Annotated in this window: 15 protein-coding genes and 1 tRNA gene; 11 read left to right on the forward strand and 5 right to left on the reverse strand. The window is 70.5% G+C overall.

Annotated features, from left to right (window positions below):
• Position 1: 1 nt before the first annotated feature.
• The 3 genes from E9228_RS03270 to E9228_RS03280 are packed head-to-tail and all read left to right on the forward strand — an operon-like array spanning position 2 to position 2,789.
• Positions 2–1,153, forward strand: coding sequence for a glutathione-independent formaldehyde dehydrogenase (locus E9228_RS03270; protein WP_166779139.1), 1,152 nt, complete (start codon positions 2–4; stop codon positions 1,151–1,153).
• Positions 1,154–1,155: 2 nt separating this feature from the next.
• Complete coding sequence (locus E9228_RS03275; RefSeq protein ID WP_166779140.1) at positions 1,156–1,623, forward strand: hypothetical protein; 468 nt, start codon at positions 1,156–1,158, stop codon at positions 1,621–1,623.
• 35 nt (positions 1,624–1,658) lie between these two features.
• Entirely contained in the window at positions 1,659–2,789 is a 1,131-nt protein-coding gene (locus E9228_RS03280; RefSeq protein WP_341849745.1) for a zinc-dependent alcohol dehydrogenase, read from the forward strand.
• 84 nt (positions 2,790–2,873) lie between these two features.
• Here E9228_RS03280 and E9228_RS03285 read toward each other — a convergent pair.
• Positions 2,874–2,949 (reverse strand) — tRNA-Val (locus E9228_RS03285).
• A gap of 78 nt (positions 2,950–3,027) precedes the next feature.
• On the opposite strand from E9228_RS03285, the gene E9228_RS03290 reads away from it, so the two are divergent.
• Positions 3,028–3,582, forward strand: a complete 555-nt coding sequence (locus tag E9228_RS03290) for a hypothetical protein (RefSeq protein ID WP_166779142.1) — start codon at positions 3,028–3,030, stop codon at positions 3,580–3,582.
• Between the two features lie 45 nt (positions 3,583–3,627).
• Here the strand turns inward: E9228_RS03290 and E9228_RS03295 are convergent, their stop codons facing one another.
• Complete coding sequence (locus tag E9228_RS03295) at positions 3,628–5,187, reverse strand: phenylacetate--CoA ligase family protein (RefSeq protein ID WP_341849746.1); 1,560 nt, start codon at positions 5,185–5,187, stop codon at positions 3,628–3,630.
• A gap of 11 nt (positions 5,188–5,198) precedes the next feature.
• Positions 5,199–6,251 carry a nitroreductase family protein gene (locus E9228_RS03300; protein WP_166779143.1) on the reverse strand — a complete coding sequence of 351 codons (1,053 nt, stop codon included), beginning with the start codon at positions 6,249–6,251 and terminating at the stop codon, positions 5,199–5,201.
• 161 nt (positions 6,252–6,412) lie between these two features.
• Here E9228_RS03300 and E9228_RS03305 point away from each other — a divergent pair, with 161 nt between their 5' ends.
• Entirely contained in the window at positions 6,413–7,360 is a 948-nt protein-coding gene (locus E9228_RS03305; RefSeq protein ID WP_166779144.1) for a L,D-transpeptidase, read from the forward strand.
• Here the strand turns inward: E9228_RS03305 and E9228_RS03310 are convergent.
• Together E9228_RS03310 and E9228_RS03315 are read right to left on the reverse strand one after the other, a co-directional pair.
• A complete protein-coding gene (locus E9228_RS03310; protein WP_166779145.1) occupies positions 7,353–8,282 on the reverse strand; it encodes an alpha/beta fold hydrolase in 930 nt (309 codons plus the stop codon). The two genes, E9228_RS03305 and E9228_RS03310, sit on opposite strands and share 8 nt — an antisense overlap.
• 73 nt (positions 8,283–8,355) lie before the next feature.
• The gene (locus tag E9228_RS03315; RefSeq protein ID WP_166779146.1) at positions 8,356–8,844 is read right to left on the reverse strand and encodes a peroxiredoxin; all 489 of its coding nucleotides are present in this window, start codon (positions 8,842–8,844) and stop codon (positions 8,356–8,358) included.
• Positions 8,845–9,087: 243 nt separating this feature from the next.
• Here E9228_RS03315 and aceE point away from each other — a divergent pair, with 243 nt between their 5' ends.
• The 6 genes from aceE (at position 9,088) to E9228_RS03345 (ending at position 16,959) form a co-directional block, all read left to right on the forward strand.
• On the forward strand, positions 9,088–11,832 hold the full coding sequence (gene aceE, locus E9228_RS03320) for a pyruvate dehydrogenase (acetyl-transferring), homodimeric type (RefSeq protein WP_166779147.1): 2,745 nt from the start codon (positions 9,088–9,090) through the stop codon (positions 11,830–11,832).
• A 10-nt stretch (positions 11,833–11,842) separates the two neighbouring features.
• Entirely contained in the window at positions 11,843–13,066 is a 1,224-nt protein-coding gene (locus E9228_RS03325; RefSeq protein ID WP_166779148.1) for a PucR family transcriptional regulator, read from the forward strand.
• Between the two features lie 222 nt (positions 13,067–13,288).
• Positions 13,289–14,233, forward strand: coding sequence for an acyltransferase domain-containing protein (locus E9228_RS03330; protein ID WP_166779149.1), 945 nt, complete (start codon positions 13,289–13,291; stop codon positions 14,231–14,233).
• Positions 14,230–15,294, forward strand: a complete 1,065-nt coding sequence (locus E9228_RS03335) for a beta-ketoacyl-ACP synthase III (protein WP_166779150.1) — start codon at positions 14,230–14,232, stop codon at positions 15,292–15,294. Before E9228_RS03330 ends, E9228_RS03335 begins: the two co-directional genes overlap by 4 nt.
• 83 nt (positions 15,295–15,377) lie before the next feature.
• On the forward strand, positions 15,378–15,626 hold the full coding sequence (locus E9228_RS03340) for an acyl carrier protein (RefSeq protein ID WP_058741348.1): 249 nt from the start codon (positions 15,378–15,380) through the stop codon (positions 15,624–15,626).
• Positions 15,627–15,714: 88 nt separating this feature from the next.
• Positions 15,715–16,959: a beta-ketoacyl-[acyl-carrier-protein] synthase family protein gene (locus E9228_RS03345; protein ID WP_166779151.1), complete on the forward strand. Its 1,245-nt coding sequence runs from the start codon at positions 15,715–15,717 to the stop codon at positions 16,957–16,959.
• Positions 16,960–17,081: the final 122 nt, after the last annotated feature.

Consider the following 17,081-nt stretch of genomic DNA (forward strand, 5'->3'; position numbering starts at 1 on the left):
CATGAGAGCAGTCGTGTACGAGGGGCCGCGCAAGGTCACGGTCAGAGACGTCCCGGATGCGCGCATCGAGCGCCCGACCGATGTGCTGGTGCGTGTCACGACGACGAACATCTGCGGGTCCGACCTCCACATGTACGAGGGGCGCACCAGCTTCGAGACCGGGCGGTGGTTCGGGCACGAGAACATGGGCGAGGTGATCGAGGTCGGCAGCGGCGTCGACAAGATCGCGGTGGGCGACCACGTCGTCCTGCCGTTCAACGTCGCGTGTGGGCACTGCAAGAACTGTGAGCGCGGGCTCACCAACTACTGCCTCACCGCGCAGCCGGTTCCGGAGTGGGCGGGCGCTGCCTACGGGTTCGCCGACATGGGCCCGTGGGCAGGTGGACAGGCTGAGCTGCTGCGGGTCCCGTGGGGCGACTTCAACTGTCTCCGTCTGGGCGAGGACGCGGAGGAGAAGTCCACCGACTACGTGATGCTCGCCGACATCTTCCCGACCGGCTACCACGCGACCGAGCTGGCTGGAGTGCAGCCGGGCGACCAGACCGTCGTCTACGGCGCCGGCCCCGTCGGACTGATGGCCGCGCTGTCGGCCACCATCAAGGGTGCGAGCAAGGTCATGGTCGTCGACCGTCACCCGGACCGACTCCGGTTGGCGGAGTCCATCGGCGCGATCGCCATCGACGACTCGAAGGTCGATCCGGTCGAGGCCGTCCTCGAGCAGACGATGGGACTCGGTGCTGACAACGGGTGCGAGTGCGTCGGCTACCAGGCGCACGAACCGAGCGGAGACGAGCAGGCGAACCTGACGCTGAACCGGCTGGTCCAGTCGGTGCGGTTCACCGGACAGATCGGGACTGTCGGTGTGTTCGTGCCGCAGGACCCCGGTGGCGCCGACGACCTGGCGAAGCAGGGACAGATCGCGTTCGACATCGGACTGCACTGGTTCAAGGGGCAGACGATGGGCACCGGTCAGGCGCCTGTCAAGAAGTACAACCGTCAGCTCCGCGACCTGATCGCAGCGGGCAAGGCGACGCCGTCCTTCATCGTCAGTCACGAACTGCCGCTCGACGACGCTCCCGACGCGTACGAACACTTCGACAGCCGGGACGACGGGTGGACCAAGGTCGTCCTCAAGCCGGGGAAGGCTGCCTGACCATGGCTGACAAGGCGGCAGTGGCGGTCGGGCTCGGCGCGGTAGGAGTCGCAGCCGGACTCGTCGCGCGGTCCCTCGTGAAGAAAGACCGCGGATCGGACGGCGACGCTGCGCACCCGGAAGGGTGGAAGGCCGTCACCGTCCTCGGTGACGCGGAGGACTTCCGGAGCGGCGGCGAGTACCCCGAACCGTTGCAGCGTCTGGCGGGCTCGCTCGAGATCCGGATCGACCCAGCTCCAGGGGACGAGGGCTTCGAGGTCCACGCCCGGATCCGTCAGGGGGTCGACGTCGACGGGGAGGGCGACCCGAACGCGGCGTTGCGTGCCGCGCTGCGCGATGCCAAGCAGGTCTTCGAGACCGGCGAGGTCCTGCGCGCGACTCCGAGGCCGCACGGGAAGCGGCCGCACACCCTCCTGGGTGGCGTGGTCGACGAGGCAGAAGACGATGCGAAGGGCGAGGGTGTGCTGTGAAGGCGCTGTGCTGGACCGGAGTGAACGAACTCACGGTGGAGAAGGTGGACGACCCGGAGATCCTCAATGCCCAGGACATCATCGTCAAGGTGACGCTCAGCACGACCTGCGGGTCGGACCTCCATCTGCTCGGCGGGTACGTCCCGACCATGCGTGCCGGCGACGTACTCGGACACGAGTTCATCGGCGAGGTCGTCGAGGTCGGATCGGCAGTGACCGAGCACGCGGTCGGCGACCGAGTGGTGGTCTGCTCGTTCATCAGCTGCGGGAAGTGCTGGTACTGCAAGAACGAGCTGTACTCACTCTGCGACAACGGCAACCCGAACGCGGGGATCCCGGAGATGCTCTGGGGTCAGGCGCCCGGTGGCTGCTACGGGTACTCGCACGCGCTGGGCGGGTGGGCCGGCAGTCACGCTGAGTACATCCGTGTGCCGTACGCCGACCAGGGCGCCTTCCACGTCCCGGACGGGGTCACTGACGAGCGGGCGCTGTTCGCTTCCGATGCCGCCCCGACCGGGTGGATGGGAGCGGACCTCGGAGGCGTCGGCCCGGGCGACGTCGTAGCGATCTGGGGTGCCGGCGGCGTCGGGCAGATGGCGGCACGCGCCTCACTGCTGCTCGGTGCCGAGCGTGTCGTCGTGATCGACCGCTTCCAGGAGCGACTGACGCAGGTCGAGCAGGTCATCGGCGCAGAGACGATGAACTACGAGACCAGCGAGGTGACGGCGGAGCTCCGCGAACTCACGGGCGGACGCGGCCCCGATGTGTGCATCGAGGCGGTCGGGATGGAGGCACACCACGACGGTCCTGACTTCGCCTACGACCAGCTGAAGCAGCAGCTGCGGCTCCAGACCGACAGACCCACGGCCGTCCGGGAGGCCGTGTTCGCTGCGCGGAAGGGCGGCAGCCTCTTCGTGCTGGGCGTCTTCGGCGGCTTCGTCGACAAGTTCCCCCTCGGGGCAGTGATGAACAAAGGCCTGACGATCCGATCCGCTCAGCAGCACGGACAGCGGTACATCCCGATGCTCCTCGAACGGATGGCACGCGACGAGCTCGTCACCGAGCACCTCGCGACGCACGTGATGCCGCTCGACGACGGACCCGACGGGTACGCCATGTTCAAGGACAAGACCGACGGATGTGTTCGGGCAGTCTTCCGACCCTGAGCTGCCGCGACGTCCGGCGGAACACCGTGTTCCGAGCCGAGCGGGCCGCCTCGGGCCCCGCTGTCGTCGGATCTGGCCGCTTCGTGGTGGGCCCTGCCGGGATCGAACCGACGACATCCACGGTGTAAACGTGGCGCTCTACCAGCTGAGCTAAAGGCCCTCGCACCGGATCTGGGTGCACCCCACATCCTACGGGTGCGCCGAGAGCGACGCCGAGCCCGTGACTACGCTCGGCCGCATGCGCCGCTCCCCCGCTGTCGTCGTCGCCGCCGTGCTCGTCGCCCTGGTGACGGGCTGCTCGGCGCCCGGTGCCGACACGAGCTCGGTCGCGCCGCCGTGGCCACGGCCGACCGACCTGGCCCACCGAGCCGACGAAGCCGGGCTCGAGAACGTGTGGGGCGAACGTCTGGCGGAGCACGTCCACACGCACCTGACCATCACCGACGGTGACACCCCGGTCGTGGTGCCGGGTGACATCGGGCACGCGAAGTCGCAGCGGTTCGCCGCGCAGCTGCACACGCACGACACGTCGGGCATCCTGCACGTCGAGTCCCCGACCCGGCGCACGTTCACACTCGGGCAGTTCTTCGACGAGTGGGGTGTCTCGCTCGGGCCGGCGCACGTCGGCGGGCTGCGCGGCGAACTGACGGTGTGGGTGGACGGCAAGCGGTTCTTCGGCAACCCGCGGTCCATCGAGTTGACGAACCGGCGCGAGATCGGGCTCGCCGTGACGACGATCGGCGAGGTCCCCCACCGTCCGACGCCGTTCGACTGGCCGCCGCAGTACCGCTGAGCCGCGCAGCGAGGCCCGTGCGCCGGGCCGCCCGGCCACTTCGGCTCAGGCCTCCTTCGGCGCCACCCACCCGAGGTCCAGATCCCACTCGTCCACCGAGCCGGGCCCGAGCTGCCAGACGTACTCGTTCTTGAGCTTCCGCCCGTCCTCTCGGAACGGCCCGGTGCGGTACGGGTAGAACGCCACGGTGGGCAGCGTGCCGGGTGGCGCGGTGCGGATCGCGTTCGAGAAGTCGCGGTTGAGCCGGCGCAGTTCGGCGACGACCGCCGGCCGAGCGCGGTCACCGTCGAACGACTCCGCGGACGCGGCGAGCTGGAAGGCGATGTGCAGCTGGCGGTTGCCGAAGTCGTCCTCGTAGCTGATCAGCCGGTGGTTCTCGACGGCCTCGAGCAGGACCGGGTCGCCGTAGACGACGTCCCGGACGGCATCCGGAGCGACGACGGCACCGTTGAAGTCGACCGACAGGTCCGAGCGGCCGTAGTGGAACAGCAGCGGCAGGTCGAGTTCCGCCTCGGCGAGCAGGTCCTCGTGTCCGGTCGCCCGCAGCACGGGCTTGAGGTCCCGCATCCGCACCACGTGCCCACGGTCGTGGATGTTGTACCGGATCCGGGGACTGATGTTCTCGGAGCGGGCGATCGTGACGACGAGCTCACCGCGGTCGTTCGTCTCGATGAGGTACCCGAACGGGTTGAACTGGAACACCATCGGCAGGACGCCGTACTCGGACTGCTTCGTCAGGGCGCTCGAGAGCGCCGGGTCGGCAGCGATCGCCTTCCGCAGCGCCACCGAGAAGCCCGTCTCGATGCCCAGGTTGATCTCGAGGTCGCTCGCCCCGTACGACCCCAGGACGGTGTGCGCGTACTGCTCGATGTGGGCCCGCATGTTCTCGCTGATCCCCTCGCCACCGAACGCTGCGACGATCGTGTACTCGTGCCAGTCGATCCGGTCGTCCTCGAACAACGCCTTGAGGAACGGCGGGTAGCTGAGGATCACGTAGGTGAAGCCGGTGCCGAACTCCTGCATCGTCTGGACGATCTTGTCGCGGTCCGGCCCGATCGACTTGATCATCGTCGACTCGGTGAGCGATGCCGTGACGTTCATGCCCGTCGCCCACGCACCGAGCGAGAACGCGTTCAGCACGAACGGCTGCTTCGCCAGTTCCTTCGAGGTCCGGGCGAACCCGAGCTGCAGGAGCTGCCGCGTCGCCTGCCGCTCGTCGGGTCCCCGCACCCAGCTCGTCGGCACACCCGAGGACCCGGACGACTCGTCCACGACGACGCCGCGCCGCGGCAGCCGACCGTCGAGACAGCGCTCCGGGATGCTCCACCGCTTGACGTAGGACTCCTTGTCCATCTCCGGCAGCCCCGAGAACGCGGTCGCGATCCCGCTGCGGGTGTCCAGACGGGAGGCGCGCCCCGCGCCCGCCAGGAACGCCCGGTACGCGGGCACCCGCCTGGCCGCGAGCTCCGCCGTGCGCCACGCCCGCCACCGCCCGAGGGTCCACCGGAGCGGCTCGATGCCCGGCGCGAGCAGGAACTTGTGCGTCCCGACACGGGGCATGAACAGCCCGACGACCGCTTCCACACACCAGACGACCGTGAACACCGCCGCCCGCTTCACGACACGCCCCCGTCGACGGGAGCGGAGAGCGTCATCGCCGCTGCCGGCCGTCGGTGCGCCAGGGGTGGCGGTGCGCTCCGGCCGAACCGGAACAGCATCCACGCCATCCGTCCCTCGGACTCGTCGACCCCGGCACGCTGGACGAACGCGGCGTGCGAGCGCGGGTTCGTGATGACCGTCCCGAACGGGTGCAGCGCGATCCCCCGCGCATCGAGGTCCAACCAGATCCGCATGAAGGTCCGACCGGCCTCGACGTACTCCGCCGGGGACCCGAACGGCCCTTCGAGCCACCCGAGCTGCCGCACGCCCCGCATCGTCGACAGGTAGACCTTCTTGAAGGCGGCACCGATGCCGGGCGCTTCCCACAGCCCGCGGTGCTCCATCGCGAACTTGAGCACCGGCCCGGGCATGAGCATCGTCTCGGCCGACAGTCCGTCGCCGGTGTCCGCCGCCTGCCGCTTCGAGAACCGCAGCCAGTGCAGGATCTCGGCGTGCACCGCGTCGTTCCGCAGGTCGTCGAACAGCGTCGCCTGGTTCACCCGCACGATCTCGTCGACGGTCGCCCGGTCCGCGGTCGTCCGGAACCGCTGCCCCGCCGACGCCGCGATGGCCTCGGAGGCACGGATCGCGTCGTCGTCCACGAGGGTCGCGTCGTAGGGCCTGCGTGAGGTGCGCCGAGCGAGGAAGCCGTGCAGGGCCTCCCGGTCGGCATCCGTCGCCCTGTGCGGCGTGAGCGTGACGGTGCCCAGCCGGTGCAGGTGGTCCGCCGGGTCACGCTCCACCCGTCCGAAGTCCATCTCGGCGTGGTCGAGCGTCTCGGTCACGGCGAAGCCGTGTGCTCGCGCGACCAGGTCGAGCCCCGCGAGGAACACGCCCGCGCAGACGTGCCCGAACGGGATGCCGAAGGACTCGGCCGGCAGCCCCCGCCGCAGGTCGTAGAACACGGTCGCGGTGCGGTCGTCCTCCACCCCCACCACGATCGGCTGTGAGTTGTGCGGTGACGGGTAGTGGCGCGCATCGTCGATGATGCCGGTCCATGGTGTGGCCATCGGTTCCCCCTCGGTGGTCGTTGCCGCGAGCATACGCACCACGCCGGCCCGCCCATGCCCGCGCTGGCATGCCTGTGGACGACGGGGCCGCGTCTGGGATGCTGTGGAGGAACGACCGCGGATCAGTCCGGGCTCGCGGGGAACGGGGAACGGGGACTTCGATGACGGAACCGTCAGGACCGCCGCAGGGCAACCCACGTCGCTGGTGGATCGTCGGCGCCGGGGCGCTCGCCGTCGTGGTCGCCGCCGGCACCGTCGCGTGGTCGCTCAGCGACTTCGACCGGGAGGCCCGCCCCACCCCCGCAGCGGCCGTCACCACCACGCCGACCAGCACCCCCGCTCCGACGCGAAAGCCCCTGCCGGCCGTTCCGGAGCGTCCGTCCGACGAGGCGCTCGGTGCACTCCCCCTCGCCTTCCACGACGCGGTGATCGGGCAGCTCCTCGACGGGTCGCAGGTCGATGCCCGGAACCGGTGGACCACCGCGACGCCCGCGCTGCCGCTCGTTCCGCTCTACGCCGCACCCGATGCAGGCGCAGCGCCGATCGCGACCCTGTCGTCGTCGGTGACGACGCTGGACACGCCGGCCGCGACCGCTGTCTGGGGTCGATCCGCGGGGCGGGACGGCGGCATGGTCCTCGTCTCGACCCCGTCCCGGAACCGGACCCCGGGTGACGGCGGGGTCGCCGAGGCCCCGAGTGCCACGTTCGCGTGGGCGCGGGCCGCCGACTTCTCCTTCGCCGCGGTCGACCGGGTGGTCCGCATCGACAACCAGGCCTCGACGATCGCGATCGTGCGCCGCGACGGCACGACCGAGACGAGCGAGACCGCACGCCTCGGCACGCCGGACGACCCCACGCCCGCGGACACGAAGACGTACATGGAGGCGAACTACGTCGACCCGCAGGTGCCGTACACACAGGGCCACCCGATCTCGCTGACCGGCGCGCACTCGTCGAAGCTGTCGGGCTACGGCGGCAACGCGGCCCTCACGGCGCTGCACTTCTACCCGGACCCGACCGGGTCGTCGCACGGCTGCGTCCGCATCACGGCCGCGATGACGGACGCGCTCGCGACACTGCCGATCGGGACGCCGATCGAGTTCAGCTGAGCAGCTCCCGGACCACGGCGTCGGGTCGCTCGACGTGCGCGAAGTGCCCGCAGTCCTCCAGCAGGACCGTGCGGACGTCGGGCAGCACCGCACGGAGACGCGCGAGGTCGTCCACCCGGGCGAACACGTCCTGCCGCCCCGCGACCGCGACGACCGGGCACCGCACCGACGCCCACCGCCGGGTGTCGTAGCCAGCGGCCGAGCGGGCCGCTTCGAGGAAGCCGGCCGGCCGGAACTCCTCGACGAAGGCCTGCAGGACGCTCGGGTCGAGCCGTCGAACGGCGGCGAACACCGGCCCGGCGAGCAGCGGCAGCAGTCCGATCCGGGCGAGTCCGCGCAGGAGACCGTGCGCGGCTCCCCGGGTCACGGCGAGCCCGGCACGCAGCAGCGTGAAGGCGGGCAGCGTCCGCAGTGCCCGGACCGGGTGGCGTGCAGCCGCCACGGTGGCGGAGGTGGTGCCCGAGACGAGACCGAGCGACCGCACCCGTTCCGGCCGGGTCACCGCCAGGTGCAGTCCGACGAAGGCGCCCATGGAGTGCCCGACGACGTCGACCCGGTCGAGACCGAGGGCGTCGAGCACGTCGACGAGCACCTGCGACGACTCGTCGACGTCGAGCGGGACGGCCGGTGCGGGCGACGAGCCCCACCCCGGCAGGTCGACGAGCACCAGGCCACGCCCGGCGATGCCGTCCGCTGCGGACAGCAGGGGCGTCCACGTGGTCCACGACCCGGCGACACCGTGCAGGAACAGCAGCGGCCGGGGGCCCGGGCGGTGCTGCACGACCGTCGGGCCGGCAGTCGTCCGGACGGTCGTCGTCGTCAGGCCCCACCGAGCGGGGTCGTCGACGACGGGGTACGGCGCGTACGAGTCCGGTCGTGCGGCTCCCGCCTGTGGGACCGCGCCGGTGTCGGTGACGCTCACCGTGCCTCCAGTCCGACGTCGGATGACGTCACCCGGAGTTCGGAACCGACTCCGCGTCGGAGGGGTCGACGGTTCAGCCGACGGGGACCGGCGCGGCGCAGGCCGCGAGCCGGTCGAGCGCTGCCCGGTACTCCGTGACGTCGCGGGCGACGCCCGGCTCCGTGATGATCGACGCCTTGATGCGGCCGTCGACGTCGATGACGAAGGTCGCGCGGGTGGCGAAGCCCTTCTTCTCGAGGAAGACGCCGTACTCCTTCGACACCGCACCGTGGGGCCAGAAGTCCGCCAGCAGCTCGAAGTCGTACCCGTTGACCTGCGCGAACGACCGCAGCGTGGCCTTCGAGTCGACCGAGATGCCGATCAGCTCGATGCGCTGGTCCTGGAACATCGCGATGTTGTCCTGCAGGGTGCAGAGCTCGTCCGTGCAGGTGGACGAGAACGCGAGGGGGAAGAAGACGAGTGCGACCGGGCGGTGTCCGCGGTGGTCGCTGAGTCGGACGTGCTCACCGAACTGGTTCGGGAGCTCGAAGTCCGGCGCGAGTGAGCCGATCTCCAGAGCCATCGTTGGGGTGCTTCTCTCCCAGGGCGTTGGGTGTGCCCTACGGTTCCACACGTCCACCGGTCGCGGACGCACGGTCGGCCATGCTACGCCGACGCCGTCCGAACGCAAGTGGCGTCCGGTGCGCGTCGCCGTCAGCGGGAGCGTCGGTACAGGGGCCTAGAGTGGACGCGGCCCGTCCCCGGTCGTGATCCGACCACCGACGGCCCGACATGTCCACCACCACGAGAACGAACGAGGTCAACGGTGACGGTGAACGACCAGGACCCGCGCAGCACCGCAGGAACGGACCAGGACCCGGAGGAGACCGCCGAATGGCGTGAGTCCCTCGACGGCCTCGTCCAGACCCACGGGCACCAGCGGGCTCGCGAGATCATGCAGAGCCTGCTGAAGCGCTCGAACGAGCTGCACCTCGGTGTGCCGATGGTCCCGACGACCGACTACGTCAACACGATCGCGCCGGAGGACGAGCCCGAGTTCCCCGGAGACGAAGAACTCGAGCGTCGCTACCGTCGGTGGATCCGCTGGAACGCGGCCATCACGGTGCACCGTGCGCAGCGCCCCGGCATCTCCGTCGGCGGCCACATCTCGACCTACGCGTCGAGCGCCGCCATGTACGAGGTCGGCTACAACCACTTCTTCCGCGCGCAGGACCACCCGTCCGGCGGCGACCAGGTCTTCTTCCAGGGCCACGCCTCCCCCGGCATGTACGCCCGCGCCTACATGGAAGGCCGCCTCAGCGAGGACCAGCTCGACGGCTTCCGCCAGGAGAAGTCCCACGCCGGCGGCGGGCTGTCCTCGTACCCGCACCCGCGCCTCATGCCGCACTTCTGGCAGTTCCCGACCGTGTCGATGGGCATCGGCCCGATCAACGCGATCTACCAGGCGCAGCAGGCCAAGTACCTGTCCAACCGTGGCATCAAGGACGCGATGGACCAGCAGGTCTGGGCGTTCCTCGGTGACGGCGAGATGGACGAGGTCGAGTCCCGCGGCCAGCTCCAGGTCGCCGCGAACGACGGGCTCGACAACCTGAACTTCGTCATCAACTGCAACCTCCAGCGCCTCGACGGTCCGGTGCGTGGCAACGGCAAGATCATCCAGGAGCTCGAGGCGTTCTTCCGCGGTGCGGGCTGGAACGTCATCAAGGTCGTGTGGGGCCGCGAGTGGGACGACCTGCTCGCCCGCGACACCGACGGTGCGCTCCTCAACCTGATGAACGTGACGCCGGACGGCGACTACCAGACGTACAAGGCCGAGAACGGCGCCTACGTCCGCGAGAACTTCTTCGGGCGCGACCCGAAGGCGCTCGAGCTGGTCGAGGGCTACTCGGACGACCAGATCTGGAACCTCAAGCGCGGTGGCCACGACTACCGCAAGGTCTACGCGGCGTTCAAGGCCGCCAGCGAGCACAAGGGCCAGCCGACCGTCATCCTCGCGAAGACGGTCAAGGGCTACGGCCTCGGCCCGAGCTTCGAGGGCCGCAACGCGACCCACCAGATGAAGAAGCTCACGCTCGACAACCTCAAGCAGTTCCGCGACGAGATGCGCATCCCGATCACGGACGCGCAGCTCGAGGAGAACCCCTACACGCCGCCGTACTACCACCCGGGCAACGACGACGAGGCGATCCAGTACATGCACGAGCGTCGCCGTGAACTCGGCGGCTACGTGCCGGAGCGTCGGACGAAGTACACGCAGGTCAACCTGCCGGACGAGTCGAAGTACCAGGTCGTGAAGAAGGGCTCCGGCAAGCAGGAGGTCGCCACGACCATGGCGTTCGCCCGTCTGCTGAAGGACCTGCTCCGCTCCCCCGACTTCGGCAACCGCGTCGTCCCGATCATCCCGGACGAAGCACGGACGTTCGGCATGGACGCGTACTTCCCGACCGCCAAGATCTACAACCCGAACGGCCAGCACTACACGTCGGTCGACCGCGAACTCCTCCTGGCCTACAAGGAGAGCCCGCAGGGTCAGATCATCCACGTCGGCATCAACGAGGCCGGTGCCATGGCGGCCTTCACCGCCGTCGGCACGTCGTACTCGACGCAGGGCGAGCCGCTCATCCCGGTCTACGTCTTCTACTCGATGTTCGGCTTCCAGCGCACCGGTGACGCCATCTGGGCCGCTGGTGACCAGATGACCCGTGGGTTCATGATCGGCGCCACCGCCGGCCGCACCACCCTGACGGGTGAGGGCCTGCAGCACGCCGACGGCCACTCGCCGCTCCTCGCCGCGTCGAACCCGGCCGTCGTGTCGTACGACCCCGCGTACGGGTACGAGATCGGACACATCGTCCGGACCGGACTCGAGCGCATGTACGGCACGAACGAGGACGGCACGCCGTCCCACGACGACCCGAACGTCATGTACTACCTGACGGTCTACAACGAGCCGCTCGTGCAGCCGGCCGAGCCCGAGGGCGTCGACGTCGACGGGATCGTCAAGGGCATGTACCTGCTCAAGCGCAGCGAGCACGACGGCCCGAAGGCCCAGCTGCTCGCCTCCGGTGTCGCCGTGCCGTGGATCCTCGAGGCACAGCAGCTCCTCGCCGAGGACTGGGGCGTGTCGGCCGACGTCTGGAGCGTCACCAGCTGGGGCGAGCTCTACCGCGACGGTGTGGACGCCGAACAGCACGCGTTCCTCAACCCGAACGAGCAGCCGCGGACCCCGTACGTCACCGAGCGCCTGCTCGGCACCGAGGGCCCCGTCGTGGCGGTCAGCGACTTCATGCACGCCGTGCAGGAGCAGATCCGCCCGTTCGTCCCGACCGACTACGCGACGCTCGGCGCCGACGGCTTCGGCTTCTCGGACACCCGTCCGGCAGCACGCCGCTTCTTCCACATCGACGGCCCCTCGGTCGTCGTGCGGACGCTGCAGCAGCTGGTCCGTCAGGGCAAGCTCGACGCCTCGGTCGTCCAGCAGGCGATCGACAAGTACCGTCTGCACGACGTGACCGCCGGCACGACCGGCAGCGCGGGCGGCGAGAGCTGAGCCCTTGGTGATGGCACCCCGCACCGACACCGCCGGAGCGCGGGAGGACGACCGGACACGGGCGCTCTCCTGGCTCCGGCAGGTGTCGGGCGAGCTCTCGACGGCGACGATCAAGCGCCTCGAGGACACGCTCCCCTGGTACAGCGAGATGCCGCCGGGCCGACGTTCGGCCGTGGGCATGGTCGCGCAGGCCGGCATCACGTCGTTCATCTCGTGGCTCGAGGGCAGCGCATCGACGCCGTGGATCGCCGCGGCCGACGTCTTCGGGTCGGCGCCACGAGAGCTCCTGCGCTCGGTGAGCCTGCAGCAGACGCTGCAGCTGATCCGGGTGGTCGTCACCGTCGTCGAGGAACGTGCCGCCGACGACGAGATGCTCCAGGAGGCGATCCTCAAGTACTCGCGCGACATCGCCTTCGCCGCAGCTGACGTCTACGCCCGCGCGGCGGAGGCCCGTGGGCTCTGGGACGCGCGCCTCGAAGCACTCGTCGTCGACTCGATCCTCTCCGGGGAGTACGACGACGAGCTGCCCTCGCGGATCGCGGCGCTCGGGTGGCACGGACACGGCGAGGTCGCGGTGCTCGTCGGCACCGCGCCGAAGCAGCTCGAGGTGGACCAGGTCCGCCGGACGGCCCGACACCAGGACGCGGACGTGCTCATCGGCGTCCAGGGCTCCCGGCTCGTCGTCGTGATCGGCCGCGCCACCCCGCGGGACGACGTGCCGGAGGGCGAAGAGCCGGTGTCGTTCATGTCGATCGCGCAGGAACTGGAACCGCTGTTCGGCGAGGGACACCTGGTGCTCGGCAACGAGGTCCCCGGCGTGGTCGACGCCTCGACCAGCGCCAAGGCCGCACTCGCCGGTTTCGCGGTCGCCCGGGCCTGGCGTGGGGCACCCCGTCCCGCCCTCGCCGACGACCTGCTCCCCGAGCGTGCCCTGGCCGGCGACCCGCTCGCCCGGTCGGCGCTCGTGCAACGGATCTACATCCCCCTGAAGGACCAGTCGACCGAACTGCTCCAGACGCTCTGGTGCTACCTGGACACCGGACGCTCGCTCGAGGCCACCGCGCGCGAGCTGTTCGTGCACCCGAACACCGTGCGCTACCGGCTGCGCCGCGTGGCCGACATCATCGGGTGGGATGCCACCCACGCCCGGGACGCCTTGATCGTGCAGTCGGCCCTCATCCTCGGCGCGATGTCCGAATCGGCGTCCACGCGCCGTCGACCGCCCCGCCGCTGAGTGCAGTCGCTCTGCTCGCGAAACACCGGTGTTCGTCGAAGACACCGCGCAGATCCGCGGTGCGACGGACGAACACCGGTGTTTCCCGGCTCGGCCACGACGCGACGTGGCGGGAGGGACTCCCGGCTCGGCCACGCCGGTAGGGGTTCCTACAACGCAACCACGGAATCCGTGTGGGGAGTCCACACGGGTCCCGTGGACGCGGCCAGACAGGATTGACCGGTGATCGTCGTCGTCGCGCCCGGACAGGGCTCCCAGACCCCCGGCTTCCTCGCCCCCTGGCTCGAGCACGCCGCCGTCCGTGAACGAGTCGGGCAGTGGTCCGAGGCCATCGGTGTCGACCTGGCCGAGCACGGCACGAACTCCGACGCGGACACCATCAAGGACACCGCCCTGGCGCAGCCGCTCATCGTGGCCGCCGGTCTCGTCACCGCCGACGCGCTGCTCGCCGACGGCCGTCGTGCCCTCGTCGGCGGGGTCGCCGGCCACTCGGTGGGCGAGTTCACCGCCGCTGCCGTCGCCGGGGTCCTCACGCCGACCGACGCCGTGTCGCTGGTCGCCGAGCGCGGCCGTGCCATGGCCGCCGCCGCTGCACTCGAGCCGACCTCGATGGCCGCGGTCCTCGGTGGCGACGCCGACGAGCTGGTGACCGCACTCGAGTCGCTCGGCCTCACCGCGGCGAACCACAACGGCGGCGGGCAGACCGTCGTCGCCGGCCCCGCTGACGCCATCGCGCGTCTCGCCGAGCAGCCGCCCGCCAAGGCCCGCGTCATCCCGCTCGCGGTCGCCGGGGCCTTCCACACCCGCTTCATGGCCCCCGCCGTCGACCGGGTCGCCCCTGTCGCCGCGGCCGCGACGGTGCAGGACCCGACCCTGCCGCTCTGGACCAACGCCGACGGCTCGCAGGTCGAGGACGGCCGCCGCTTCGTCGACCTCATGGTCCGCCAGATCGCCAGCCCCGTGCACTGGGACGCCGTGATGGCCTCGTTCCAGCAGGCCGGCGTCACCGGGATCATCGAGCTCGCTCCGGCCGGGGCGCTCGTCGGCCTGGCGAAGCGGGGGCTCCGCGGTACCCCGACCGTCGCGATCAAGACGCCGGACGACCTGCCCGCCGCGGTCGAGCTGCTCCAGAGCGCCGCCGCCGACACCGCCGAGGGCACCCGATGACCGACACGAGCAGCAGCGCCGACGCCAGCGGGACGGACGTGCCCACGAGCCTCCCGTCCGGTGACCGGCCGGTCCTGTCCCAGCGACGCGGCCACGAGTTCACCCGAATCCTCGCCTTCGGCGCCGCCCGCGGTGAGAACGTGGTCCCGAACGAGGACCTGATCGGACCGATCGACTCCTCCGACGAGTGGATCCGCCAGCGCACCGGCATCGTGACCCGCATGCGTGCCGGACGCGACGTCGAGGCGGTGGACCTCGCCGAGACCGCCGCGCGCGAGGCGATCGCGAAGGCCGGCCTGACGCCCGACCAGATCGGTGTCGTCCTCGTCGCGACCGTGACCCACTCGGTCGCCACGCCGTCGCTGGCATCGCTGCTCGCGGAGCGGATCGGCGCCGCACCGGCCGCCGCGTACGACATCAGCGCCGCCTGCGCGGGGTACGCCTACGGCATCGCCCAGGCCGACTCGTTCATCAAGTCCGGCATCGCCGACCACGTGCTGGTCATCGGTGCCGAGAAGCTCAGCGACGTCGTCGACCCGACCGACCGGTCGATCTCGTTCCTCCTCGGCGACGGTGCCGGCGCAGCGGTCGTCGGCCCGAGCGACACCGCCGGCATCGGCCCGAGCATCTGGGGCTCCGACGGCTCGAAGTGGGACGCGATCGGCATGACCGCGACCTACAACGAGTGGGAGGCCGGCGCACCCCGTCCGACAATGCGCCAGGCCGGTCAGACGGTCTTCCGCTGGGCGGTGTGGGAGATGGTGAAGGTCGCCCGCCAGGCGCTCGAGGCGGCCGGCGTCCGCGCCGACCAGCTCGCGGCGTTCGTGCCGCACCAGGCGAACATCCGGATCATCGACGAGTTCGCCAAGCAGCTCGGCATCCCGGACACCGTGGCCATCGCCCGCGACATCACCACCACCGGCAACACCTCGGCCGCGAGCATCCCGCTCGCCACGCACCGCCTGCTCGCCGAGCACCCGGAACTGTCGGGCGGACTCGCCCTGCAGATCGGGTTCGGTGCCGGACTCGTGTTCGGCGCCCAGGTGGTCGTCCTCCCCTAGCCCCTCGCGCCTCCGGGCGCGGGCAGTGCCCGTGCCCTAGGCTGTCCCACGGTCAAACGACACCCCCCTCAAGGAGAACACTCATGGCCCTGTCCAACGAAGAAGTCCTCGCCGGCCTGGCCGAGCTGATCAACGACGAGACCGGTATCGCTACCGACACCGTCGCCGCAGACAAGTCGTTCACCGACGACCTCGACATCGACTCCATCTCGATGATGACCATCGTCGTGAACGCCGAAGAGAAGTTCGACGTCAAGATCCCCGACGAAGAGGTCAAGAACCTCAAGACCGTCGGCGACGCCGTCGACTTCATCGTCAAGGCCCAGGCCTGAAACGAGCTTCCTGAGCGCCGCGGGCCGCTGACCCTCGAGTCATGGCCCGCGGCGCTCGTCTTGTCCCTCGCAGAAAGAACCGTCGTTCATGACCAAGAGAACCGTCGTCGTCACCGGGATCGGTGCGATCAGTCCCCTCGCTGCGACCGCCAAGGAATCCTGGGCGGCCCTGCTCGCCGGTGAGTCCGGCATCAGCCGCATCGAAGACCCCCGCTACGCCGAGCTGGAGCTCCCCGTCGAGTTCGCCGGCCAGGCACGTCGCTTCGTCACCGACCAGCTCACCCGTCCCGAGTCGAAGCGGCTCGACCCGTCCTCGCAGCTGTCGCTCATCGCGGCGCGCGAAGCCTGGGCCGACGCCGGCATCGACGCCGAGTCCGTCGTCCCCGAGCGCCTGATCGTCGACTGGGCGACCGGCATCGGCGGCGTCAACACGCTCCTCGACGCCTGGGACACCCTCCGCGAGAAGGGCCCGCGGCGCGTCATGCCGATGACGGTCCCGATGCTCATGGCCAACGGCCCCGCCGCCGCCATCGAGATGGAGTTCGGCGCCCGTGGTGGCGCCCGCACCTACCTCTCCGCCTGCGCCTCCTCGACCGAGTCCCTGGCCGAGGCCTACCGCCACGTCGCCTTCGGTGACGCGGACATCGTCATCGCCGGTGGAGCCGAGGCGGCGCTGCACCCGCTGCCGCTCGCGTCCTTCGCCGCGATGCAGGCGCTGTCCCGCCGCAACGACTCCCCCGAGACCGCGTCACGCCCGTACGACGTCACCCGCGACGGGTTCGTCCTCGCCGACGGCGCCGCCGCGCTGATCCTCGAGACCAAGGAGCACGCCGAGGCCCGCGGTGCCCACATCTACGCCGAGGTCGCCGGCTCCGGCATCACGTCGGATGCGTTCCACATCACCGCACCGGACCCCGAGGGCTCCGCGGCCGCCCGTGCCGTCATCATGGCGCTCGAGCACGCCGACGCCAGCCGCGAGGACGTCGCGCACGTCAACGCGCACGCCACCTCCACGCCGGTCGGCGACGTCGCCGAGTACCACGCCATGCGTCGCGTCTTCGGCGACCACCTCGACTCCGTCGTCGTGTCCGCCACGAAGGCATCCACCGGGCACCTGCTCGGTGGTGCCGGTGCGATCGAGGCGGTCTTCACTGTCCTGGCGCTCGAGAACCGCGTCGCACCGCCGACGATCAACCTCACCGAACAGGACCCGGAGATCGTGATGGACGTCGCGACCGCACCGCGTGACCTGCCGCAGGGCGACCTGCTCGCGGTGAGCAACTCGTTCGGCTTCGGTGGTCACAACGCCGTGGTGGCGTTCCGTTCCGTCTGATCCACCCACCGGCCAGGAGGCCCGTCCCGCGTCGCGGGGCGGGCCTCCCGTCCGTCCGGGGTCGGCCGGGCCCCGCGGGTTCGGCGACACGCCGAGGCCCGTACCGCCGCCCGGAACGCCGA

The sequence above is a fragment of the Curtobacterium salicis genome, from assembly GCF_011759505.1.
Classification (GTDB): Bacteria; Actinomycetota; Actinomycetes; order Actinomycetales; family Microbacteriaceae; genus Curtobacterium; species Curtobacterium salicis.

Excerpts from the sequence above, each read along its gene's own strand:
- E9228_RS03335 (WP_166779150.1), top strand. The coding sequence starts at position 14,230 with ATGACCGACACGAGCAGCAGCGCCGACGCCAGCGGGACGGACGTGCCC.
- E9228_RS03345 (WP_166779151.1), top strand. The coding sequence starts at position 15,715 with ATGACCAAGAGAACCGTCGTCGTCACCGGGATCGGTGCGATCAGTCCC.
- E9228_RS03305 (WP_166779144.1), top strand. The coding sequence starts at position 6,413 with ATGACGGAACCGTCAGGACCGCCGCAGGGCAACCCACGTCGCTGGTGG.
- E9228_RS03290 (WP_166779142.1), top strand. The coding sequence starts at position 3,028 with ATGCGCCGCTCCCCCGCTGTCGTCGTCGCCGCCGTGCTCGTCGCCCTG.
- E9228_RS03300 (WP_166779143.1), bottom strand. The coding sequence starts at position 6,251 with ATGGCCACACCATGGACCGGCATCATCGACGATGCGCGCCACTACCCG.
- E9228_RS03275 (WP_166779140.1), top strand. The coding sequence starts at position 1,156 with ATGGCTGACAAGGCGGCAGTGGCGGTCGGGCTCGGCGCGGTAGGAGTC.
- E9228_RS03315 (WP_166779146.1), bottom strand. The coding sequence starts at position 8,844 with ATGGCTCTGGAGATCGGCTCACTCGCGCCGGACTTCGAGCTCCCGAAC.
- E9228_RS03270 (WP_166779139.1), top strand. The coding sequence starts at position 2 with ATGAGAGCAGTCGTGTACGAGGGGCCGCGCAAGGTCACGGTCAGAGAC.
- E9228_RS03325 (WP_166779148.1), top strand. The coding sequence starts at position 11,843 with ATGGCACCCCGCACCGACACCGCCGGAGCGCGGGAGGACGACCGGACA.
- E9228_RS03340 (WP_058741348.1), top strand. The coding sequence starts at position 15,378 with ATGGCCCTGTCCAACGAAGAAGTCCTCGCCGGCCTGGCCGAGCTGATC.